This window comes from Nocardia carnea (assembly GCF_029868325.1).
Classification (GTDB): domain Bacteria; phylum Actinomycetota; class Actinomycetes; order Mycobacteriales; family Mycobacteriaceae; genus Nocardia; species Nocardia carnea_C.
On record NZ_JARWNW010000194.1, the window covers coordinates 1 to 16,338 of the forward strand.

The window sequence follows — 16,338 nt, forward strand, 5'->3', positions numbered from 1 at the left end:
CCACCCCCCCAACCCGCGCCCCCACCCGTCCCCGGAACCGGCGCGGCCCCTGCCATCCACACCGCCCCCGCGTAATTGCCGCGGCCGGCTCCGAAGGTCGAGTCTTCGGAAACCGGCGCGGCGGGAGATCTTCCGGCCCCACGCCGGATGCCGCGGTCCGCGTCCCGGTACAAACCGGACAGCGATCGCCCCGCGGGACCGGAATCGGGCCCCCTCGGATTGCGCACCACAGAGCCGGTGGGCGACTCCGAATCCGGCGATCAGAGCAGCGATTCCCCGCCGGAGAACGAAGCACCCCCGCGGCTCGCGCCACCGGCGGACAGCACTCCCATACTCGACCGTCTGCTCGATCCCGAACCGGTCCACACCACCGAGCCCGACGACGATTCCGCCGCGGCCCCGGTCTCCGAAATCCTCTCCCGGATCCTGGAATCCGAACAGGACGGCCCTGGTTCCCGCCGTTCGGAACCGAGTACCTCACCCGAACCCGATACCGCCGAAGCAGCGGCCGATCCGCTGCCCGATCCACGGCGCGGCAGTTCCGCACCACTGACTCTGGTACCCGACGAATCCCGCACCACGCCGGAAGCACTGACCGGCGGCGACGAATCGCGCCCACCGCTGGAAACACGCCGCTCCCGGCGCGCCCGCGAGGCCGCGGAAGCCACACCGCTCCCATCCGCCGACCGACCGGAGCCGATCGCGGCCGAATTCACCACCCCGGCGCCCGCCGAACCGGAGCGCGGTCCCGTACCGGCCGAGGGCACATCCCGGCACAGCCGCAGCGAGGAAGGCGCGGATATCGATATCCACCTCATCATGCGTTTGCTCACGGCAAGCGATGATCTCGAAGTACTCGCCGGGCAGGCCGAAGCCGGCGAGGTTTCGGCGGACGAGGTCGCCCGCGCTGCCCGGGAAGCGCGCTCGGCGGTGCTGTCGGCGGTGACCGCCTGGTACGGGGGGCCGGCCCAGATGGTGAAATTCGCCAACGCGCTGCTACAGGCCGCGCGCGAATCCTGAATCGGCGCTGTACAAACCGGTGGCGCGGACCGGTCGCCGGTGGATACCGGCCGGTACCTCGCACGTTGGTTCTGGGAATCCGGCGATCGGGCCGGGCACCGGATCGCGCCCGCTCATCGGCTCTCGCCCGGCGAGGCCGTGGCAGTCCGGAATCTTCGCGCGAGCCGACGGCACGCGGCTACCAGTTCCGGGGGTTGGACATCGGTGAGGTCGGTATCGAAGGTGGCGAGTAGCCCGGCGATCCCGGCCCACGACCATGCGCCGACGGTGAGGCGGCAGTGGCCGGAATCGAGATGCTCGACAACCGATCCGCCGGGCGCCCAGCGCGCGACCGTCTCGGCCGGCAGGTCGAGCCGGGCACTTCCGGTGCATTCCCAGGCGGCGGGCGTATCGCCGCGGTCGTAACTGGTCATGACCAGGTGGGCGACATCGCCGCCGGGTAGTTCGCGCGGGGTGAACCGGATTCCGGTGGGAGCGTGCAGATGGAGACGGTCGAGTCGGTGCACCCGCCAGGCATCGTCGGCGTGATCGAACCCGACCAGGTACCACCGCCCCGCCCAGACCACCAGATGGTGGGGTTCGATACGCCGGGCCGGCGCGAACCCGGCCGTACCGGGAGCAGGGCGGATTCCGTCGGGGCCGAGGGTTTCGGCGAGAAGCACTTCGTGCCTCCGCACGGCACTACCCGCGACCTGTAACGCCACCGCCTCGATGGGTGGCGCCGGAAACTCCCAGTAGTTCTGCAATCTGGTGAGCCGCAGCGCTTCCACCGCCGCGCGCAACCTGGTGGGCATGACCTGTTCGAGCGCGTCCAGGGCCCGCGCGGCGTCCTCGCCGAGACCCGACACGGTGTGCGGCGCGGTTTGCAGTGCCACCGCGACGGCCAGCGCCTGATCGCTGTCGAACAGCAGTGGCGGCAGCGTATGCCCGGCGCCGAGCCGGTACCCCCCGGCCGGTCCGCGCAGCGACACCACGGGATAGCCGAGCCGGCGCAGCGTGTCGATATCCCGCCGGACGGTTCGCTCGCTCACCGCCAACCGGGCGGCGAGGTCACTCAGCGACCAGCTGTGCCGGGCGGTGAGCAGCGACAGCAGGCGCAGTGCGCGCCGGGAAGTTTCGGCCACTGGTTCCAAGGTAGTGGACATTCGGTGTCCACTACCGATGGCACTGTCGGTACCCGGAAGTAATTCACCACGAGTCCGGGAGAGCGATAGTGCGCATCATCATCGTCGGAGGCGGGATCGGCGGCCTGGCCTTGGCCGCCGGGCTGCGCCGGCACGAATTCGAGGTCTCGGTTTTCGATCGTGATCTCGATATCACGCAGACCGGCGGCTACCACATCACGCTCGACGGCCGGGCGCAGGCGGCGCTCCAGGAGCTGGTCGCGCCGGAGATCTTCGAACGGCTGCTGGGGTCGTCCTCGGCATTGCGGTTGCGGGCCCGCGATGCCTTCTGGGACCGGCACGGCCGGCTGCTGGGGCACGGGCCGCGGCTCGACGACAATCCGGGCGTCGATATCGACCGCATCACCCTGCGAACGATTCTGGCCGACGCGGCCGGCGCCGACCTGCACCTGGGTTCGCCGGTCACCGATATCGCCCGCACGGCCACCGGCGCACCGCAGGCGGTGTTCGCCGACGGGTCCACGGTGGCGGGTGATCTGCTGGTCGGCGCGGACGGCGCCCACTCGCTGGTTGCGCGCCGATTGGCCGGCCGCCCGACCAACGAGCCGACCGGAATCATCGGCTTCTCCGGCCGCACCACCGCCGGCGACCTCGGCGCCACCGAGCGGCAGCGGCTCGGATCGCGTTCGAGCATGGTGCTCGGGCCACACACCACCGCTCTGTACATCGGCTTCCTCGACCCGGTCGGCAATGCCGTCCTGCATACACCCCGTCCCCGGGAGGCGATCACGACCGGCCCCACCTACATCTGGGGCGCCATGTTCGCCGAATCCCCCGCAACCGATGCGCTGCGCTCGCTACCAGGTACCGAGTTGCGGTCCGCATTGCTCACCGCGTTCGATCGCGAAGGCTGGCGGCGGTCCGCACTCGAGGTCGTCGAACGCGCCGACCCCGCCAGTATCGGGGCTTTCCGCTTCAATGCTGCCTCGACCCGGGCCGGGGATCTCGCCCCCTGGCCCGCCGGCGCGGTCACCGCGCTCGGTGACGCGGTCCACGCGACCCCGCCCACCGCGGGTATGGGCGCCGGGGCTGCCATCCGGGACGCCGCGAGCCTGGTCACCGGCCTGCGCGCGGTCGCGGCCGGCACGGTCACGCTGCCTGTTGCGGTGAGCCGCTTCGAGGCGGATATGCGGGTACGCGGCAGCGAAGTACTGGTCGCGGCCATGCGCACCGTGCGTTTGATGCGCGCCACCGGTTCGCCGCTCGGCGCAGGCGCCACCACCGCTACAGCCTCGGTGCTGGCGACCGCCCGACTACTCGGGCGCAGGCGCTTCACCTCTGTATGACGAAAACCGGCCGGCGCCGAGCTTCCGGCGCCGCCCCTCGGGCGTGGCGCCAGAACAGCGATCAGCAGCAACATTCGAGTTCGGTGTGGTTGCGGATCGCCCGGCTCCGTGGCTGCACGACCGATTCGGTTATTCCGCCGAACTGCCCCGGGTACGCACCACGGCCGACCGCGAGAGTCCGGGTACGTGCCCGCAACGACCGCATCACGAGCCGGCGAAGGTCTTCCGGTAGGCGGACGGCGACATCCCGAGCCCACGCCGCATATGGTGGCGCAGATTGTCGGGCGTGCCGAGGCCCGACAGTTCGGCCACGGCCTCGATCGGAAGGTCCGCGGATTCGAGTAGTTCGCGCGCTCGGTCGATCCGGCGGTCACGCAGCCAGGCGCCGGGCGAGAGTCCCGTCTCCGCCCGGAACCGGCGGCTGAAGGTGCGCGAACTCATGCGCGCGTGCGCGGCCAGCACCGCCACACTGAGCGGTTCGCCCAGGTGGTCCAGCGCCCACGCGCGGGTGGTCGCGGTACTGCGTTCGTCGTGGTCGGGTACCTGGTGTTCGATGAACTGCGCCTGCCCACCTTCCCGCCAGGGTGGCACCACGCAGTACCGCGCCACACGATTGGCGACGACGGCACCGTGATCGCGCCGGATGAGATACAGGCAGAGGTCGATACCGGCGGCCAGTCCCGCCGAGCTCAGCAGATCGTCTTCGTCCACGAACAGCACCGTCTCGTCGAGTTCGACCGCGGGGAACAGCCGCCGGAAATCGTCCGCGTACCGCCAGTGGGTGGTGGCGCGATGCCCGTCGAACAGGCCCGCCGCGGCGAGAACGAAGGCTCCCGTGCAGATGGATACGATCCGCGCACCGGCGGGCACCGTTTCCAGCGCGGCGGCCACCTCGGCAGTGATGTCTCCGTCGAGACGCGCCGGCGGATATTTCGTGCCCGGCACGATGACCGTATCCGCGGCAGCGAGCGCATCGGCGCCCGCCTCGGCGACGATCGAATAGCCGGAGGTAGTCCGGATCGGCCCCGGCCGTAGCGCGCAGGTCACCACTTCGTAGAGCGGGTTACCCGCCTCGTCGGTGGCCTGGCCGAAGACGAGCGGCGGGATGGTCGCGTCGAATCCGACCACCGGTTCCAGAAGCAGCACGGCCACCACATGCGGTTCCGGCACAGCGCCATCATTGGCATGAATTTCACGCATATTGTCGATTCTGCCACTGGCTCCGGAACCGCCGGTCCCGAATGCTGGATCATCGTGAGGACAGAGAGTTCTATCGTCGCGACCCGCACCTCGCGACTGCACTACGCATGGATCGTCGCCGGCGTGAGTTTCGTAGCCATCCTGGGTGCCGCCGGATTCCGCGCGGTCCCCAGCGTTTTCATGAACCCGCTCCACGCCGAATTCGGCTGGTCGCATGCGACCGTCGGCGCCGCCATCTCGGTGAACATGGTGCTGTTCGGCGTCACCGCACCATTCGCCGCCGCGCTCATGGACCGGTTCGGGGTCCGCCCAGTTCTCGCCGGAGCGCTCGTGCTGATCGCGACCGGAACCGGCGTGGGTCTGTTCATGACCGCCTCCTGGCAGCTGATCCTGCTGTGGGGCGTACTCGTCGGCCTCGGAACCGGTTCCCTCTCCATGGGTTTCGTCGCCACCGTCTCGACCCGCTGGTTCGTCGCCCGCCGCGGGCTGGTCACCGGCGTGCTCACCGCGGCGAGCGCGACCGGCCAGCTCGTCTTCCTGCCTGTGGTCGCCGGCGTAACCGACCGATTCGGCTGGCGCTGGGCCTCACTCATCGTCACCTTCGCGGCCCTCGCGGTGATCCCGCTGGTGCTGCTGTTCATCCGCAACCGCCCCAGCGATATCGGGACCACGGCCTACGGCGGTTCCACGGATTCCACCGGCGAGGCGCTACCCAACGGCACCTTCGGCGCCGCCGCGAGCGGACTGCTCCAGGGCATGCGCGTGCGCGCATTCTGGCTGCTCGCCGGAAGTTTCGCGATCTGCGGTATGACCACAAACGGCCTGATCGGCACCCATTTCGTCCCCGCGGCACACGACCACGGTATGCCGACAACCGTCGCCGCCTCGCTGCTGGCGACGGTAGGCATCTTCGACGTCCTGGGAACGGTGTTCTCCGGCTGGCTCACCGACCGCGTGGACGCCCGCATCCTGCTGGTGATCTACTATCTCGGCCGCGGCGTCTCCCTGCTCGTCCTCCCCGCGCTGCTCTCCCCCCACGCCGAACCCAGTATGTGGGTGTTCATCATCTTCTACGGCCTCGACTGGGTCGCCACGGTCCCACCGACGATCGCCATCTGCCGCCGCTGGTTCGCCGACTCGGCCCCGATCGTGTTCGGCTGGGTCTTCGCCGCCCATCAACTCGGCGCCGCCGTGGCCGCATTCGGCGCCGGCTACGTCCGTGACACCGACGGCTCCTACGATCTCGCCTTCCACGTAGCCGCCGGACTGTGCGTCGCGGCCGCGCTCATGTGCGCCGCCATCCGGCTGCCGGAGCGGAACCTCCCGGCGGCGAAGGTGCCGGGAGACGGCGAAGCACGTATCCGGGAAGGTCGCGCTGCTGCCACAGGTGGCGGCGCTACCGCACTCGACTAACCGGTACCGCCACAGCACCCCAGCCCGTTACAGGACCTGGATCAACTGATCCATGCCATCAGGACGCCACAGACTTTCCACTCGCCGCCTTCTTCGACGAGGTCGTAGTGGACGGTTCTGATGGGTGTCGAGACGCCTTTCGCCTTCAGTTCGAGAGTGAAGGTCCCACGATCGCCGCCCGCCGGTACGTCGACTTCCGTGACCTCCAGCGTGGAGTATTCGGTCTCCGGTAGCTCGAGCGGCGGAGATCCCCCCTTTTCGGCCAGTTCGAGTGTTCTGACATCCGCTTCGCAGATCAGGGTTTTGTCGATACCGTCGCTGTCCACGAACTGCTGTGCGACAGCACGTGGGTCGCCGGCGCTGTCGCTACCGGAATCACTGCTGCCGGGTGCCCCGGAGTCGGCGCCCTCGGACTTGTCGGTGTCACTGTCCCCGGGCTCCGCCGGATCCAGAATGCCGCAGACCTTCCAGTCACCGTCCTCGACGACGAGGTCGTACTCCACGGTCTGGCTGTGACTCTGCGTACCGACAGTCACGTCCGTCTTGACGGTGAAGGTCCCCTTATCGCTCCCCTCGGGCACATCGACACCGACCAGCTCACTCGTCGCGGCCGCACCGTCCGGCATCGTGACCGGCTCGGTAGGCCGGGGCGCCGACGCTCCGGCTTCCTCGATCTTCGCGAGGTCCGACGCGCAGATCAGCTCCTTGTTCTCGCCGTCACCGTCCACGAATTGCTGGGCCACAGCGCGCGGATCCGAGCCCCCGCCACCACCGGACAGCAGGAAATACCCACCGACACCGAGCCCGACGACGAGCACAACCACGACGAGCGTCACCAGCACCACGGTCCCGCGGCTCTTGCCGGACTGCGGTGGATACGGCCCGCCCTGCTGCGGTGCGTATGGTCCCCCGGGTTGCGGCGGGTAAGGCGGCGGCCCGTACCCGGGCTGCATCCCCTGCGGCGGATACTGCTGCGGCCCCGGCGCATACGGATTCTGTCCCGGCCCGTACACCCCAGGCTGCGGGTGCCCACCGAACGGCTGCGCGGGCCCGCCGGCAGGCTGCGGCGGAATTCCACCGGGCTGATCACCGGCACCCGGATACTGCGGGTTCGTCATCTTTTTCGTCCTGCCTTCTTCGGCCCCAGTCCACCGCCGCTGGAACCGTCTGGGCCCTATCCGGTTACGCCGCTCGCCGCAAACGGCGTATCCCACTGCCCGGCGCATCACCGGCCGGATCTACTCGGCGGTGCCAGTTCTGGACTTACACCGGAAGTACCAGGACGAATCGGACATTAGCCGCTCACAACGGATTCTGTCGACCCGAACAGCTGCCGGCAACACCACCCGTGCACTACGGCAGGACGGCCTTCTTCACTTGTCAGCCGGTCACCTGGGGCGGAAGAGGATCGATCGGCCCGGGCGGTGACTGTGGGAAAAGCTGGTACCGCACATCGGCCCGGCCGGTGGGATTCGCGTTGGGATCGCCCGGGTTCAGCCACCGGAATGTGATGGTGATCTGCTCCGGAGCGTCACTACCGGCGACGGTGACGAATGCCTCGGGATCCGGGGTAGCGGTGCTCCCGTACTTGAAGTGGTCGAAGAGCAGGATATGGCTGGGCGAGCTCCCGGTCGCTCCCTCAGGGTCGACCTGCACCCAGTTCAGTGCGCAGTCGACAGACGAACCGCTTCCCGTCACCACCCACGGCACATCCGGGAAAGCTTGCGGTAGCCGGCTGACGGCATCGTCGACCCGGTCGGCAGGAACAGCGGAGCACGATTCGGGTGTCGGGTTTTCCGGCGTGGCGCCGATGGTGCCGGCACCAGCCGCCGCGGCGGCGAAGGCGAGTGACAGGGCAGCGGCAGCTTTGCGTATCAAACCGAGCTCCTTCGTTCGACAGCGGATACCGGTGACATCGGCTGAGAAGTTCGAGCGTTATCAGACCTGCCGGTGGGCGGAAAGCGCCGGCTTGCGGTCAGTGCTCATACCTGCCTCATATCGTGAAACGAGAAACGGCGCCGCTCCTGCCGGAGCGACGCCGTTTCCAGCGATTCAGCGAATCACTTGATGATCTTCGTAACCCGACCGGCGCCGACGGTACGGCCACCTTCACGGATCGCGAAACGCAGACCCTCGTCCATGGCGACCGGCTGGATCAGCACGACCGACATTTCGGTGTTGTCGCCGGGCATAACCATTTCGGTGCCCTCGGGCAGGGTCACAACGCCCGTCACGTCCGTGGTACGGAAGTAGAACTGCGGACGGTAGTTGTTGAAGAACGGGGTGTGGCGGCCGCCCTCGTCCTTGGACAGGATGTAGGCCTGACCCTCGAACTCGGTGTGCGGGGTGGTGGTGCCCGGCTTGATGACGACCTGGCCGCGCTCCACGTCCTCGCGCTTGATGCCACGGATCAGCAGACCCGCGTTGTCACCGGCCTGAGCGGTGTCCAGCATCTTGCGGAACATTTCGATACCGGTGATGGTGGTCTTGGTCTTCTCCGGCTTGATGCCGACGATCTCGACCTCTTCGTTGAGGTTGACCACACCGCGCTCCACACGACCGGTGACGACGGTGCCACGACCGGTGATGGTGAAGACGTCCTCGATCGGCATCAGGAACGGCTTGTCGGTCTCACGCACCGGGTCCGGGATGGACTCGTCGACAGCGTTCATCAGCTCGACGATGGACTCGGCCCACTTCTCGTCGCCTTCCAGCGCCTTCAGGCCGGAAACGCGCACGACGGGGGCGTCCTCGTCGAACTCCTGCGAGGCCAGCAGCTCGCGGACCTCCATCTCGACGAGCTCGAGGATTTCCTCGTCGTCGACCATGTCCGACTTGTTCAGCGCGACCAGGATGTAGGGCACGCCGACCTGACGGGCGAGCAGCACGTGCTCACGGGTCTGCGGCATCGGGCCGTCGGTGGCGGCGACCACGAGGATGGCGCCGTCCATCTGGGCCGCACCGGTGATCATGTTCTTGATGTAGTCGGCGTGACCGGGGGCGTCGACGTGCGCGTAGTGACGCTTCTCGGTCTGGTACTCGACGTGCGAGATGTTGATCGTGATACCGCGGGCCTTCTCCTCAGGCGCCTTGTCGATCATGTCGAACGCAAAGCTCTCGTTGAGGTCCGGGTACTTGTCCGCCAGCACCTTGGTGATCGCTGCGGTCAGCGTGGTCTTGCCGTGGTCGACGTGACCGATGGTGCCGATGTTGACGTGCGGCTTTGTCCGCTCGAACTTCGCCTTCGCCACTGTGTGGTCCTCCTGGACTTGTTGGTGCTTGCAGTTGCAGCAGTGCGGGGGTCATCCCCACTTACGCGGGGAACTAACGGTTGTACAAACTCCCGGGAGATCCGGGGCGGGCGAGCTACCCGCCCCGGAGGGGTACTTACTCGCCGGTCGCCTTGGCGATGATCTCCTTCGACACGTTGGCCGGAACCTCCGCGTACGAATCGAACACCATGGAGTAGTTCGCCCGGCCCTGGGTCTTCGACCGCAGGTCACCGATGTAGCCGAACATCTCCGAGAGCGGAACCAGCGCCTTGACGACACGGGCACCACTGCGTTCCTCCATGGCCTGGATCTGGCCACGGCGGGAGTTCAGGTCGCCGATCACATCGCCCATGTAGTCCTCGGGCGTGGTGACCTCGACCGCCATCAGCGGTTCGAGGATCACCGGACCGGCCTTGCGGGCCGCTTCCTTGAGGGCCTGCGAGCCGGCGATCTTGAACGCCATCTCCGAGGAGTCGACGTCGTGGTATGCACCGTCGAGCAGGGTCACCTTCAGGTTGACCAGCGGGTAACCGGCGAGCACACCGTACTGCATGGCGTCCTGCGCACCCGCGTCGACCGAAGGGATGTATTCCCTCGGCACGCGGCCGCCGGTGACCTTGTTCTCGAATTCGTAGTGCGCACCGTCCTCGCCGACGAACGGCTCCAGGGCGATGATCACCTTCGCGAACTGACCCGAGCCACCCGTCTGCTTCTTATGGGTGAATTCGAGCTTCTCGACCTTCTTGGTGATGGTCTCGCGGTAGGCGACCTGCGGCTTGCCGACGTTCGCCTCGACCTTGAATTCGCGCTTCATCCGGTCGACCAGGATGTCGAGGTGCAGCTCGCCCATACCGCCGATAACGGTCTGGCCGGTCTCGTCGTCCAGCTTCACCGTGAAGGTGGGATCCTCTTCGGCGAGCTTCTGGATCGCGGTGCCCAGCTTCTCCTGGTCGGACTTGGTCTTCGGCTCGATGGAGACCTCGATGACCGGGTCCGGGAAGGTCATGGACTCCAGGACGACCTGGTTGTTCGGGTCGCACAGGGTGTCACCGGTGGTGGTGTCCTTCAGGCCGATGACCGCGTAGATATGGCCGGCGCTGACCGAGGGAACCGGGTTCTCCTTGTTGGAGTGCATCTGGAACAGCTTGCCCAGACGCTCCTTCTTGCCCTTGGTCGCGTTGATGACCTGGGCGCCGGAGTCGACCTTGCCCGAGTAGACGCGGACGTAGGTCAGCTTGCCGAAGAACGGGTGCACGGCGATCTTGAACGCCAGCGCGGCGAACGGCTCGTCGGCACTCGGCTTACGAGTGAGGATCTCCTCCTCGTTGTTGGGCGCATGGCCCTGTACCGACTCGACGTCCAGCGGCGAGGGCAGGTAGTCGATCACGGCGTCGAGCATGGGCTGCACGCCCTTGTTCTTGAACGCCGAACCGCACAGCACCGGGTAGAGCTCGGAGTTGACGGTCATCTTGCGGATGGCGCCCTTGATCTCGTCGATCGTGAGCTCTTCACCGCCGAAGAACTTCTCCAGCAGCTCCTCATCGGATTCCGCGACGGTCTCCAGCAGTTCCTGCCGGTACTGTTCGGCCTTCTCGACCAGATCCGCCGGGATGTCCTGGAGTTCGTACTTCTCGCCCAGCTTGGTTTCGCCGGTCCAGACCTTGGCCTTCATCTCGACCAGGTCGACGACACCTTCGAAGCTGTCCTCCGCACCGATCGGCAGCTGGATGACCAGCGGCTTCGCGCCGAGACGGTCCTTGATGGTCTGCACGGTGAAGTAGAAATCCGCACCGAGCTTGTCCATCTTGTTGACGAAGCAGATCCGCGGCACGTCGTACTTGTCGGCCTGACGCCACACCTGCTCGGACTGCGGTTCCACGCCTTCCTTGCCGTCGAAGACGGCGACGGCGCCATCGAGCACGCGCAGGCTGCGCTCCACCTCGACGGTGAAGTCGACGTGGCCCGGGGTGTCGATGATGTTGATCTGGTTCTGGTTCCAGAAGCAGGTCACCGCCGCGGAGGTGATGGTGATACCGCGCTCCTGCTCCTGCTCCATCCAGTCGGTGGTCGACGCCCCGTCATGGGTTTCGCCGATCTTGTAGTTCACACCGGTGTAGAAGAGGATGCGTTCGGTAGTGGTGGTCTTGCCCGCATCGATGTGGGCCATGATGCCGATGTTGCGGACCTTGTTCAGGTCGGTGAGCACGTCCTGTGCCACGGAAATCTTCCCCGCTCGTAGCTAGTTGGGATTCTCGCCGACGACCTGTAGCGGCCGTCATCTGTTGTCAAAGCCGGAAGCCGAGCTTCCGTACGCCTCCCGAGCCCGCAGCGTGGGGCCGGACAGACATCACCAGCGGTAGTGCGCGAAGGCCCGGTTGGACTCGGCCATCTTGTGGGTGTCCTCGCGGCGTTTCACCGAGGCACCCAGACCATTGCTGGCATCGAGCAGTTCGTTGGCCAGGCGCTCGACCATGGTCTTCTCACGGCGGGCCCGGGAGAAGTTCACCAGCCAGCGCAGGGCCAGGGTGTTGGCGCGGCCGGGGCGGACCTCGACCGGCACCTGGTAGGTGGCGCCACCGACGCGGCGGGGCTTGACCTCGAGCGACGGCTTGACGTTGTCCAGCGCGCGCTTGAGGGTGACAACCGGATCGGTGCCCGTCTTCTCGCGCGCCTGTTCCATCGCGCCGTAGACGATGCGCTCGGCGGTGGACTTCTTACCGTCGAGCAGGATCTTGTTGACCAGCTGCGTGACCAGGGGCGACCCGTAGACCGGATCGTTGATCAGCGGACGCTTGGGAGCGGGGCCCTTGCGCGGCATATCAGCTCTTCTCCTTCTTGGCGCCGTAACGGCTGCGGGCCTGCTTACGGTTCTTCACACCCTGGGTGTCCAGCGAACCGCGAATGATCTTGTAGCGCACACCGGGAAGGTCCTTCACACGACCGCCGCGGACGAGCACCATCGAGTGCTCCTGCAGGTTGTGGCCTTCGCCGGGGATGTAGGCCGTGACCTCGACCGCGCTGGTCAGGCGAACACGCGCGACCTTGCGGAGCGCGGAGTTCGGCTTCTTCGGGGTGGTGGTGTACACGCGGGTGCACACGCCACGACGCTGCGGGCTCCCCTTGAGCGCCGCGGTCTTGGTCTTGGCGACCTTGTCGCGGCGACCCTTGCGGACCAGCTGGTTGATGGTTGGCATAGACCGGCTTTCCTTTAATCGGTTCTGGCGGTGTCAGGTCTGTTCATCGAGCTTTCACCCGCACGTCCAACCACGTTTCTCGCGTCCCGAGGTCGGGCGTGTCGCGCGCAGTTCAGGGCCCGAATTACAGGCACGCTGGAATCGTCAGCCGCTCTCGCTGGCCTACGTCTGCGCTCGAACTTGCCCGTATCCTTCCGGGCACAGCCGTCCACTGTACTCGGACGCAGATGACACGGTCAAAACAGGGGGCGAACTGTGCCTATGGAGGCGCTCCGCGCCACGAGCGCAGGGCACTGTCAACGCCTGGTTTTCCACTCCGCCGGCCGGTCGCTGCGCCCCCTCCCCCGGTCGCCCCAGACCAGGGGCGGTCCCTACCCATGGAGGTGAGGGGACCGGGTTCAGCGAGCAATGTTCAGGGTTAATTCGAGGAGCTTCTTCGCGGCGGCGCAGGGGTCGGCGGTGGCGCCCGGCGTCGAGTTCACCCACCAGCCGATAACTCCCGAGTCGGCCGCGCTGGCAGTCATACCGCAGGCGCCGGGATCGCCCGGCCGGCGGATCTCCAGGGCGATCGTGCCCTGCACCGTGGTCTTCGTACTGGTGTAGCCGAGTTTGTCGTTGGTCTCCTGCTCGTTGCGCAACGATCCGTTCTCGTACCAGTTCAGCGTGAGCATCCCGGAGCCGCCGCCGATATCCCACATGCACACCGCACCGAAAAACGAATCCCGGATGTAGGTGTTGCCGCCGAGCGCGTCGATGATCTGCTGGTCGGTGACCACATCGCATTCGCGGAGCAGTTTGTCGATCTGTGCGGTATCGACGGTTTCGCCGCCGCCGACCGGCAGGGCCGTACCGTCCACGGTGCTACCGCAGCCGGCGCCGAGGACGGCGGCCACCAGTATTGCCGCCGATGCGGCCAGCGTGCGGAGCCGGCCGCGGCCGGCACGTTCGCGCAACGTCATCGTCTCACTCCAGCCGCTCGATGGTCAGTTCGGCGAGCGCGCGGCTGCGATCACACGGATTACCGCCGATATCGGAATAGCTGCCCAGTGCGGTCGACCATTCGAAGAAATCGTCGTCGAGCTGCACGGCCAGATCGCAGATACGGCTGTCCGGGTCCAGCGCCGCGAAACCGGGTCGCCCGCCCACGGTGATCGGCTCCGGTGGCCGGCCGTGCGTGGTGACCCAGGCCTTCTCCCGCTCCAGCGGACTGCCTCGATACGAGGCGAATGTTATCGACGAACCACTCAGTCCACCGGACTGCCAGTTACAGCCGACCGCGTTCTTGAACGACTGTGTGATCTGGCCGAGGCCCCCGATATCGCGGACCTCGTCGTCGGTGACGTGCCCGCATTCCCCCACGAACGGACCGAGCGCGGCCACCTTGGGAGCGGGCCCCCGCGGACCGTCGGCTTCTTCGGAGCCGGCGTCGGAACCGCACCCCGTCAGAGCAAACGCCGCGGTTAACCCGAGGACTATCGCCGACCTGATCCGCATGGTGTGAACAATACCGACGAAACCGCGGCCCCGACGGCGGCGCAGGTCGCCCGTGGATCCTGCGCCGCCGGTGCCGGCTCAGCGCAGCGTGACCACGACCTTGCCAGTGGCAGCACGGTTTTCCAGCGAACCCACGGCCTGCGCCGCCTGCTCCAGCGGGAACAGCACCGGTTGCGGGGGCGCAATCTTGCCGGCCTCGAACAGCGGCCCCACCTCGGCCCACTGCTCGGTCAGGTAGCCGGGATGCGACAGCATCCATTCGCCCCAGCCGGCGCCGACGACCTCGACGTTCTTGAGCAGCAGGCGATTCACTTTGACCGTGGGGATATCGCCGCCGGTGAAGCCCACCACCAGTAGCCGGCCGCCGCGCGCCAGCGAGCGGATGCTGTCGGTGAAGCGGTCGCCGCCCACCGGGTCGAGAACGATATCGACACCGCGATTGCCCGTGAGTTCTTTGACCCGATCGAGCCAGCCGTCGGTGAGCACCACATCGGTGGCGCCCTGGGCGCGCGCGACTTCGGCTTTCGCCTCGGTGCTGACCACCGCGATCACCCGTCCGGCGCCCAGCGCGGCCGCCATCCGCAGCGTCGAGGTACCGATCCCGCCGGCCGCGCCGTGCACGAGCACGGTTTCGCCTTCGGCGAGCCGGCCGCGATTACGCAGGCAGAAGTGCACGGTCATATCGTTGAACAGAATTCCGGCACCCTCCTCGAAGGAGATGTTGTCCGGGAGCTTGAAAACCATCTCGGCGGCGGTGGTGGTCACCTCGGCCATGGCGTTTCCGAGCATGGTCAGGGCGCAGACCCGGTCGCCCGGTTTCACATGCGCACCCTCCGGAGCTTCGCGGACCACACCCGCGACCTCACCGCCGACGACGAACGGCAGCTCGGGCTTCATCTGATACAGCCCGCGGGTCATCAGCACGTCCGGGAATGCGACCCCGGCCGCGTGCACATCGATGACGACGCCGCCGGGCAGTGGCTCCGGTTCCGGGATGTCGACGATCTCGATCGCTTCGGGTCCCTCGAGTTTGCTGACTTGAGCTGCGCGCATATGCCGACCTCTTTCATTCGTTCACCGGCGAGCATGAGACGCACCGGCCGATATGTACCAATCCACCCGTCCACCCCAAACTATCGGTCGCGGGCGCGGGAAGTCCACACCCTCGATGCCTCTCTTTCCCACACCGCCCACCACTCCGGTTCGGGGCCCGTCTCGTTCTGGAGCGACAGAGCGGGGAGCGAAGCGGAGGAGCGGCGGAGTGAAGAACGAGACCGAGCGGGCCCCGAACCCCGCGACGCCGGAGGCGGCGCCATAGATACAGCACCGTAAAGTCTTGCTCAGCAACCAGCAGAAGTACCGCGGCGCGACCCGCCGCGCGAGGAGCGCAAGTGTCACTCGATCAGCCACTCGCCCCGCTCCCCCAGGAGGGCATGGGGTTCGTTTCGGCGTGGCCGGTACGAGCCGGTGACGTGGACCCGTACAACCGCGTACGGCTGGACGGCATCGCCCGCTACCTCCAGGACATCGCCTGGGAACACCTCCAGCAATCCATCCTGGAGCAGACCGACCCCAATTGGATAATCCGGCGCACGGTGATCGATGTGATCCGGCCGGTCCGGTGGCCCGATACCGTGCATCTGCTGCGCTGGTGTTCGAGTATGTCCACCCGCTGGTCGAATATGCGGGTCCGGATAACCAGCGACCGCGGCGGTCTGATCGAAACCGAAGGTTTCTGGATCAAGATCAACGAGGCCAACAATATGCCGGCCCGGATCAGTGATGCGGGGTTGGCGTATCTGGCGCAGACCACCAACGAACAGCGGCTGCGCTGGCGGCCCTGGCTCACCGAACCCGCTCCGGCGGAATCCGATACCGATCTGCCGTTCCCGCTGCGCGCCACCGATATCGACCAGTACAACCACGTGAACAACGCCTGCTATTGGCAGGCAGTCGAGCAATATCTCGTGGACTATCCGAAACTGGTCAGCGGGCCGCACCGAGCGGTGATCGAATACGTCGCTCCCGTGCTGGCCCGCCAGCACATCAGCGTCCGCAGCCGGTACGAACCCGGCGACCGGCACGCCCGCCCCACCCTGCGCCTGTGGTTCGTGGTCGACGGAATAACCACCACCATCGTCCGCATCGCGGGGTTGTAATTTTGGCGCCGAAATTTTGGCGCCGACTCCGTCGGCGCGGGGTTTTGGCCCCCTTGGCGTGGTGTTCAGCACTCGATACTCGCGGCTGCGCCGCATTGCATCGAGTGCTGAACGAC

The 16,338-nt window shown here is 67.0% G+C and carries 15 protein-coding genes; 4 read left to right on the forward strand and 11 right to left on the reverse strand.

What is annotated here, in order from left to right; translation table 11 throughout:
• Positions 1-237: 237 nt before the first annotated feature.
• Entirely contained in the window at positions 238-1,020 is a 783-nt protein-coding gene (locus QH196_RS16045; protein ID WP_280416599.1) for a hypothetical protein, read from the forward strand.
• Between the two features lie 113 nt (positions 1,021-1,133).
• Here QH196_RS16045 and QH196_RS16050 read toward each other — a convergent pair whose 3' ends face one another.
• Entirely contained in the window at positions 1,134-2,144 is a 1,011-nt protein-coding gene (locus tag QH196_RS16050) for a helix-turn-helix transcriptional regulator (RefSeq protein WP_280416600.1), read from the reverse strand.
• An 89-nt stretch (positions 2,145-2,233) separates the two neighbouring features.
• Here QH196_RS16050 and QH196_RS16055 point away from each other — a divergent pair, with 89 nt between their 5' ends.
• Complete coding sequence (locus QH196_RS16055; protein WP_280416601.1) at positions 2,234-3,490, forward strand: FAD-dependent oxidoreductase; 1,257 nt, start codon at positions 2,234-2,236, stop codon at positions 3,488-3,490.
• Positions 3,491-3,694: 204 nt separating this feature from the next.
• On the opposite strand, the gene QH196_RS16060 is transcribed toward QH196_RS16055, so the two are convergent.
• Positions 3,695-4,690 (reverse strand): GlxA family transcriptional regulator, encoded by a 996-nt coding sequence (locus tag QH196_RS16060; RefSeq protein ID WP_280416602.1) that lies wholly within the window; start codon positions 4,688-4,690, stop codon positions 3,695-3,697.
• 54 nt (positions 4,691-4,744) lie between these two features.
• On the opposite strand from QH196_RS16060, the gene QH196_RS16065 reads away from it, so the two are divergent.
• Positions 4,745-6,103: an MFS transporter gene (locus QH196_RS16065; RefSeq protein WP_280416603.1), complete on the forward strand. Its 1,359-nt coding sequence runs from the start codon at positions 4,745-4,747 to the stop codon at positions 6,101-6,103.
• A 41-nt stretch (positions 6,104-6,144) separates the two neighbouring features.
• Here the strand turns inward: QH196_RS16065 and QH196_RS16070 are convergent, their stop codons facing one another.
• The 9 genes from QH196_RS16070 to QH196_RS16110 form a co-directional block, all read right to left on the reverse strand.
• Entirely contained in the window at positions 6,145-7,221 is a 1,077-nt protein-coding gene (locus QH196_RS16070; RefSeq protein ID WP_280416604.1) for an Rv0361 family membrane protein, read from the reverse strand.
• A 262-nt stretch (positions 7,222-7,483) separates the two neighbouring features.
• Positions 7,484-7,981, reverse strand: coding sequence for an LppP/LprE family lipoprotein (locus QH196_RS16075; protein WP_280416605.1), 498 nt, complete (start codon positions 7,979-7,981; stop codon positions 7,484-7,486).
• A 182-nt stretch (positions 7,982-8,163) separates the two neighbouring features.
• Positions 8,164-9,354 carry an elongation factor Tu gene (gene tuf, locus QH196_RS16080; protein WP_280416606.1) on the reverse strand — a complete coding sequence of 397 codons (1,191 nt, stop codon included), beginning with the start codon at positions 9,352-9,354 and terminating at the stop codon, positions 8,164-8,166.
• A gap of 136 nt (positions 9,355-9,490) precedes the next feature.
• Entirely contained in the window at positions 9,491-11,593 is a 2,103-nt protein-coding gene (gene fusA, locus QH196_RS16085) for an elongation factor G (protein WP_280416607.1), read from the reverse strand.
• 129 nt (positions 11,594-11,722) lie between these two features.
• The gene (gene rpsG, locus QH196_RS16090; protein WP_062978101.1) at positions 11,723-12,193 is read right to left on the reverse strand and encodes a 30S ribosomal protein S7; all 471 of its coding nucleotides are present in this window, start codon (positions 12,191-12,193) and stop codon (positions 11,723-11,725) included.
• A 1-nt stretch (position 12,194) separates the two neighbouring features.
• A complete protein-coding gene (rpsL, locus tag QH196_RS16095; protein WP_014353064.1) occupies positions 12,195-12,569 on the reverse strand; it encodes a 30S ribosomal protein S12 in 375 nt (124 codons plus the stop codon).
• Between the two features lie 398 nt (positions 12,570-12,967).
• Complete coding sequence (locus QH196_RS16100) at positions 12,968-13,528, reverse strand: DUF3558 domain-containing protein (protein WP_280416608.1); 561 nt, start codon at positions 13,526-13,528, stop codon at positions 12,968-12,970.
• 4 nt (positions 13,529-13,532) lie between these two features.
• Positions 13,533-14,063, reverse strand: a complete 531-nt coding sequence (locus tag QH196_RS16105) for a DUF3558 domain-containing protein (RefSeq protein WP_280416609.1) — start codon at positions 14,061-14,063, stop codon at positions 13,533-13,535.
• 78 nt (positions 14,064-14,141) lie between these two features.
• Positions 14,142-15,116 (reverse strand): NADPH:quinone oxidoreductase family protein, encoded by a 975-nt coding sequence (locus QH196_RS16110; protein ID WP_280416610.1) that lies wholly within the window; start codon positions 15,114-15,116, stop codon positions 14,142-14,144.
• A 338-nt stretch (positions 15,117-15,454) separates the two neighbouring features.
• Here QH196_RS16110 and QH196_RS16115 point away from each other — a divergent pair, with 338 nt between their 5' ends.
• Positions 15,455-16,222 (forward strand): acyl-[acyl-carrier-protein] thioesterase, encoded by a 768-nt coding sequence (locus tag QH196_RS16115; RefSeq protein ID WP_280416611.1) that lies wholly within the window; start codon positions 15,455-15,457, stop codon positions 16,220-16,222.
• Positions 16,223-16,338 lie beyond the last annotated feature (116 nt).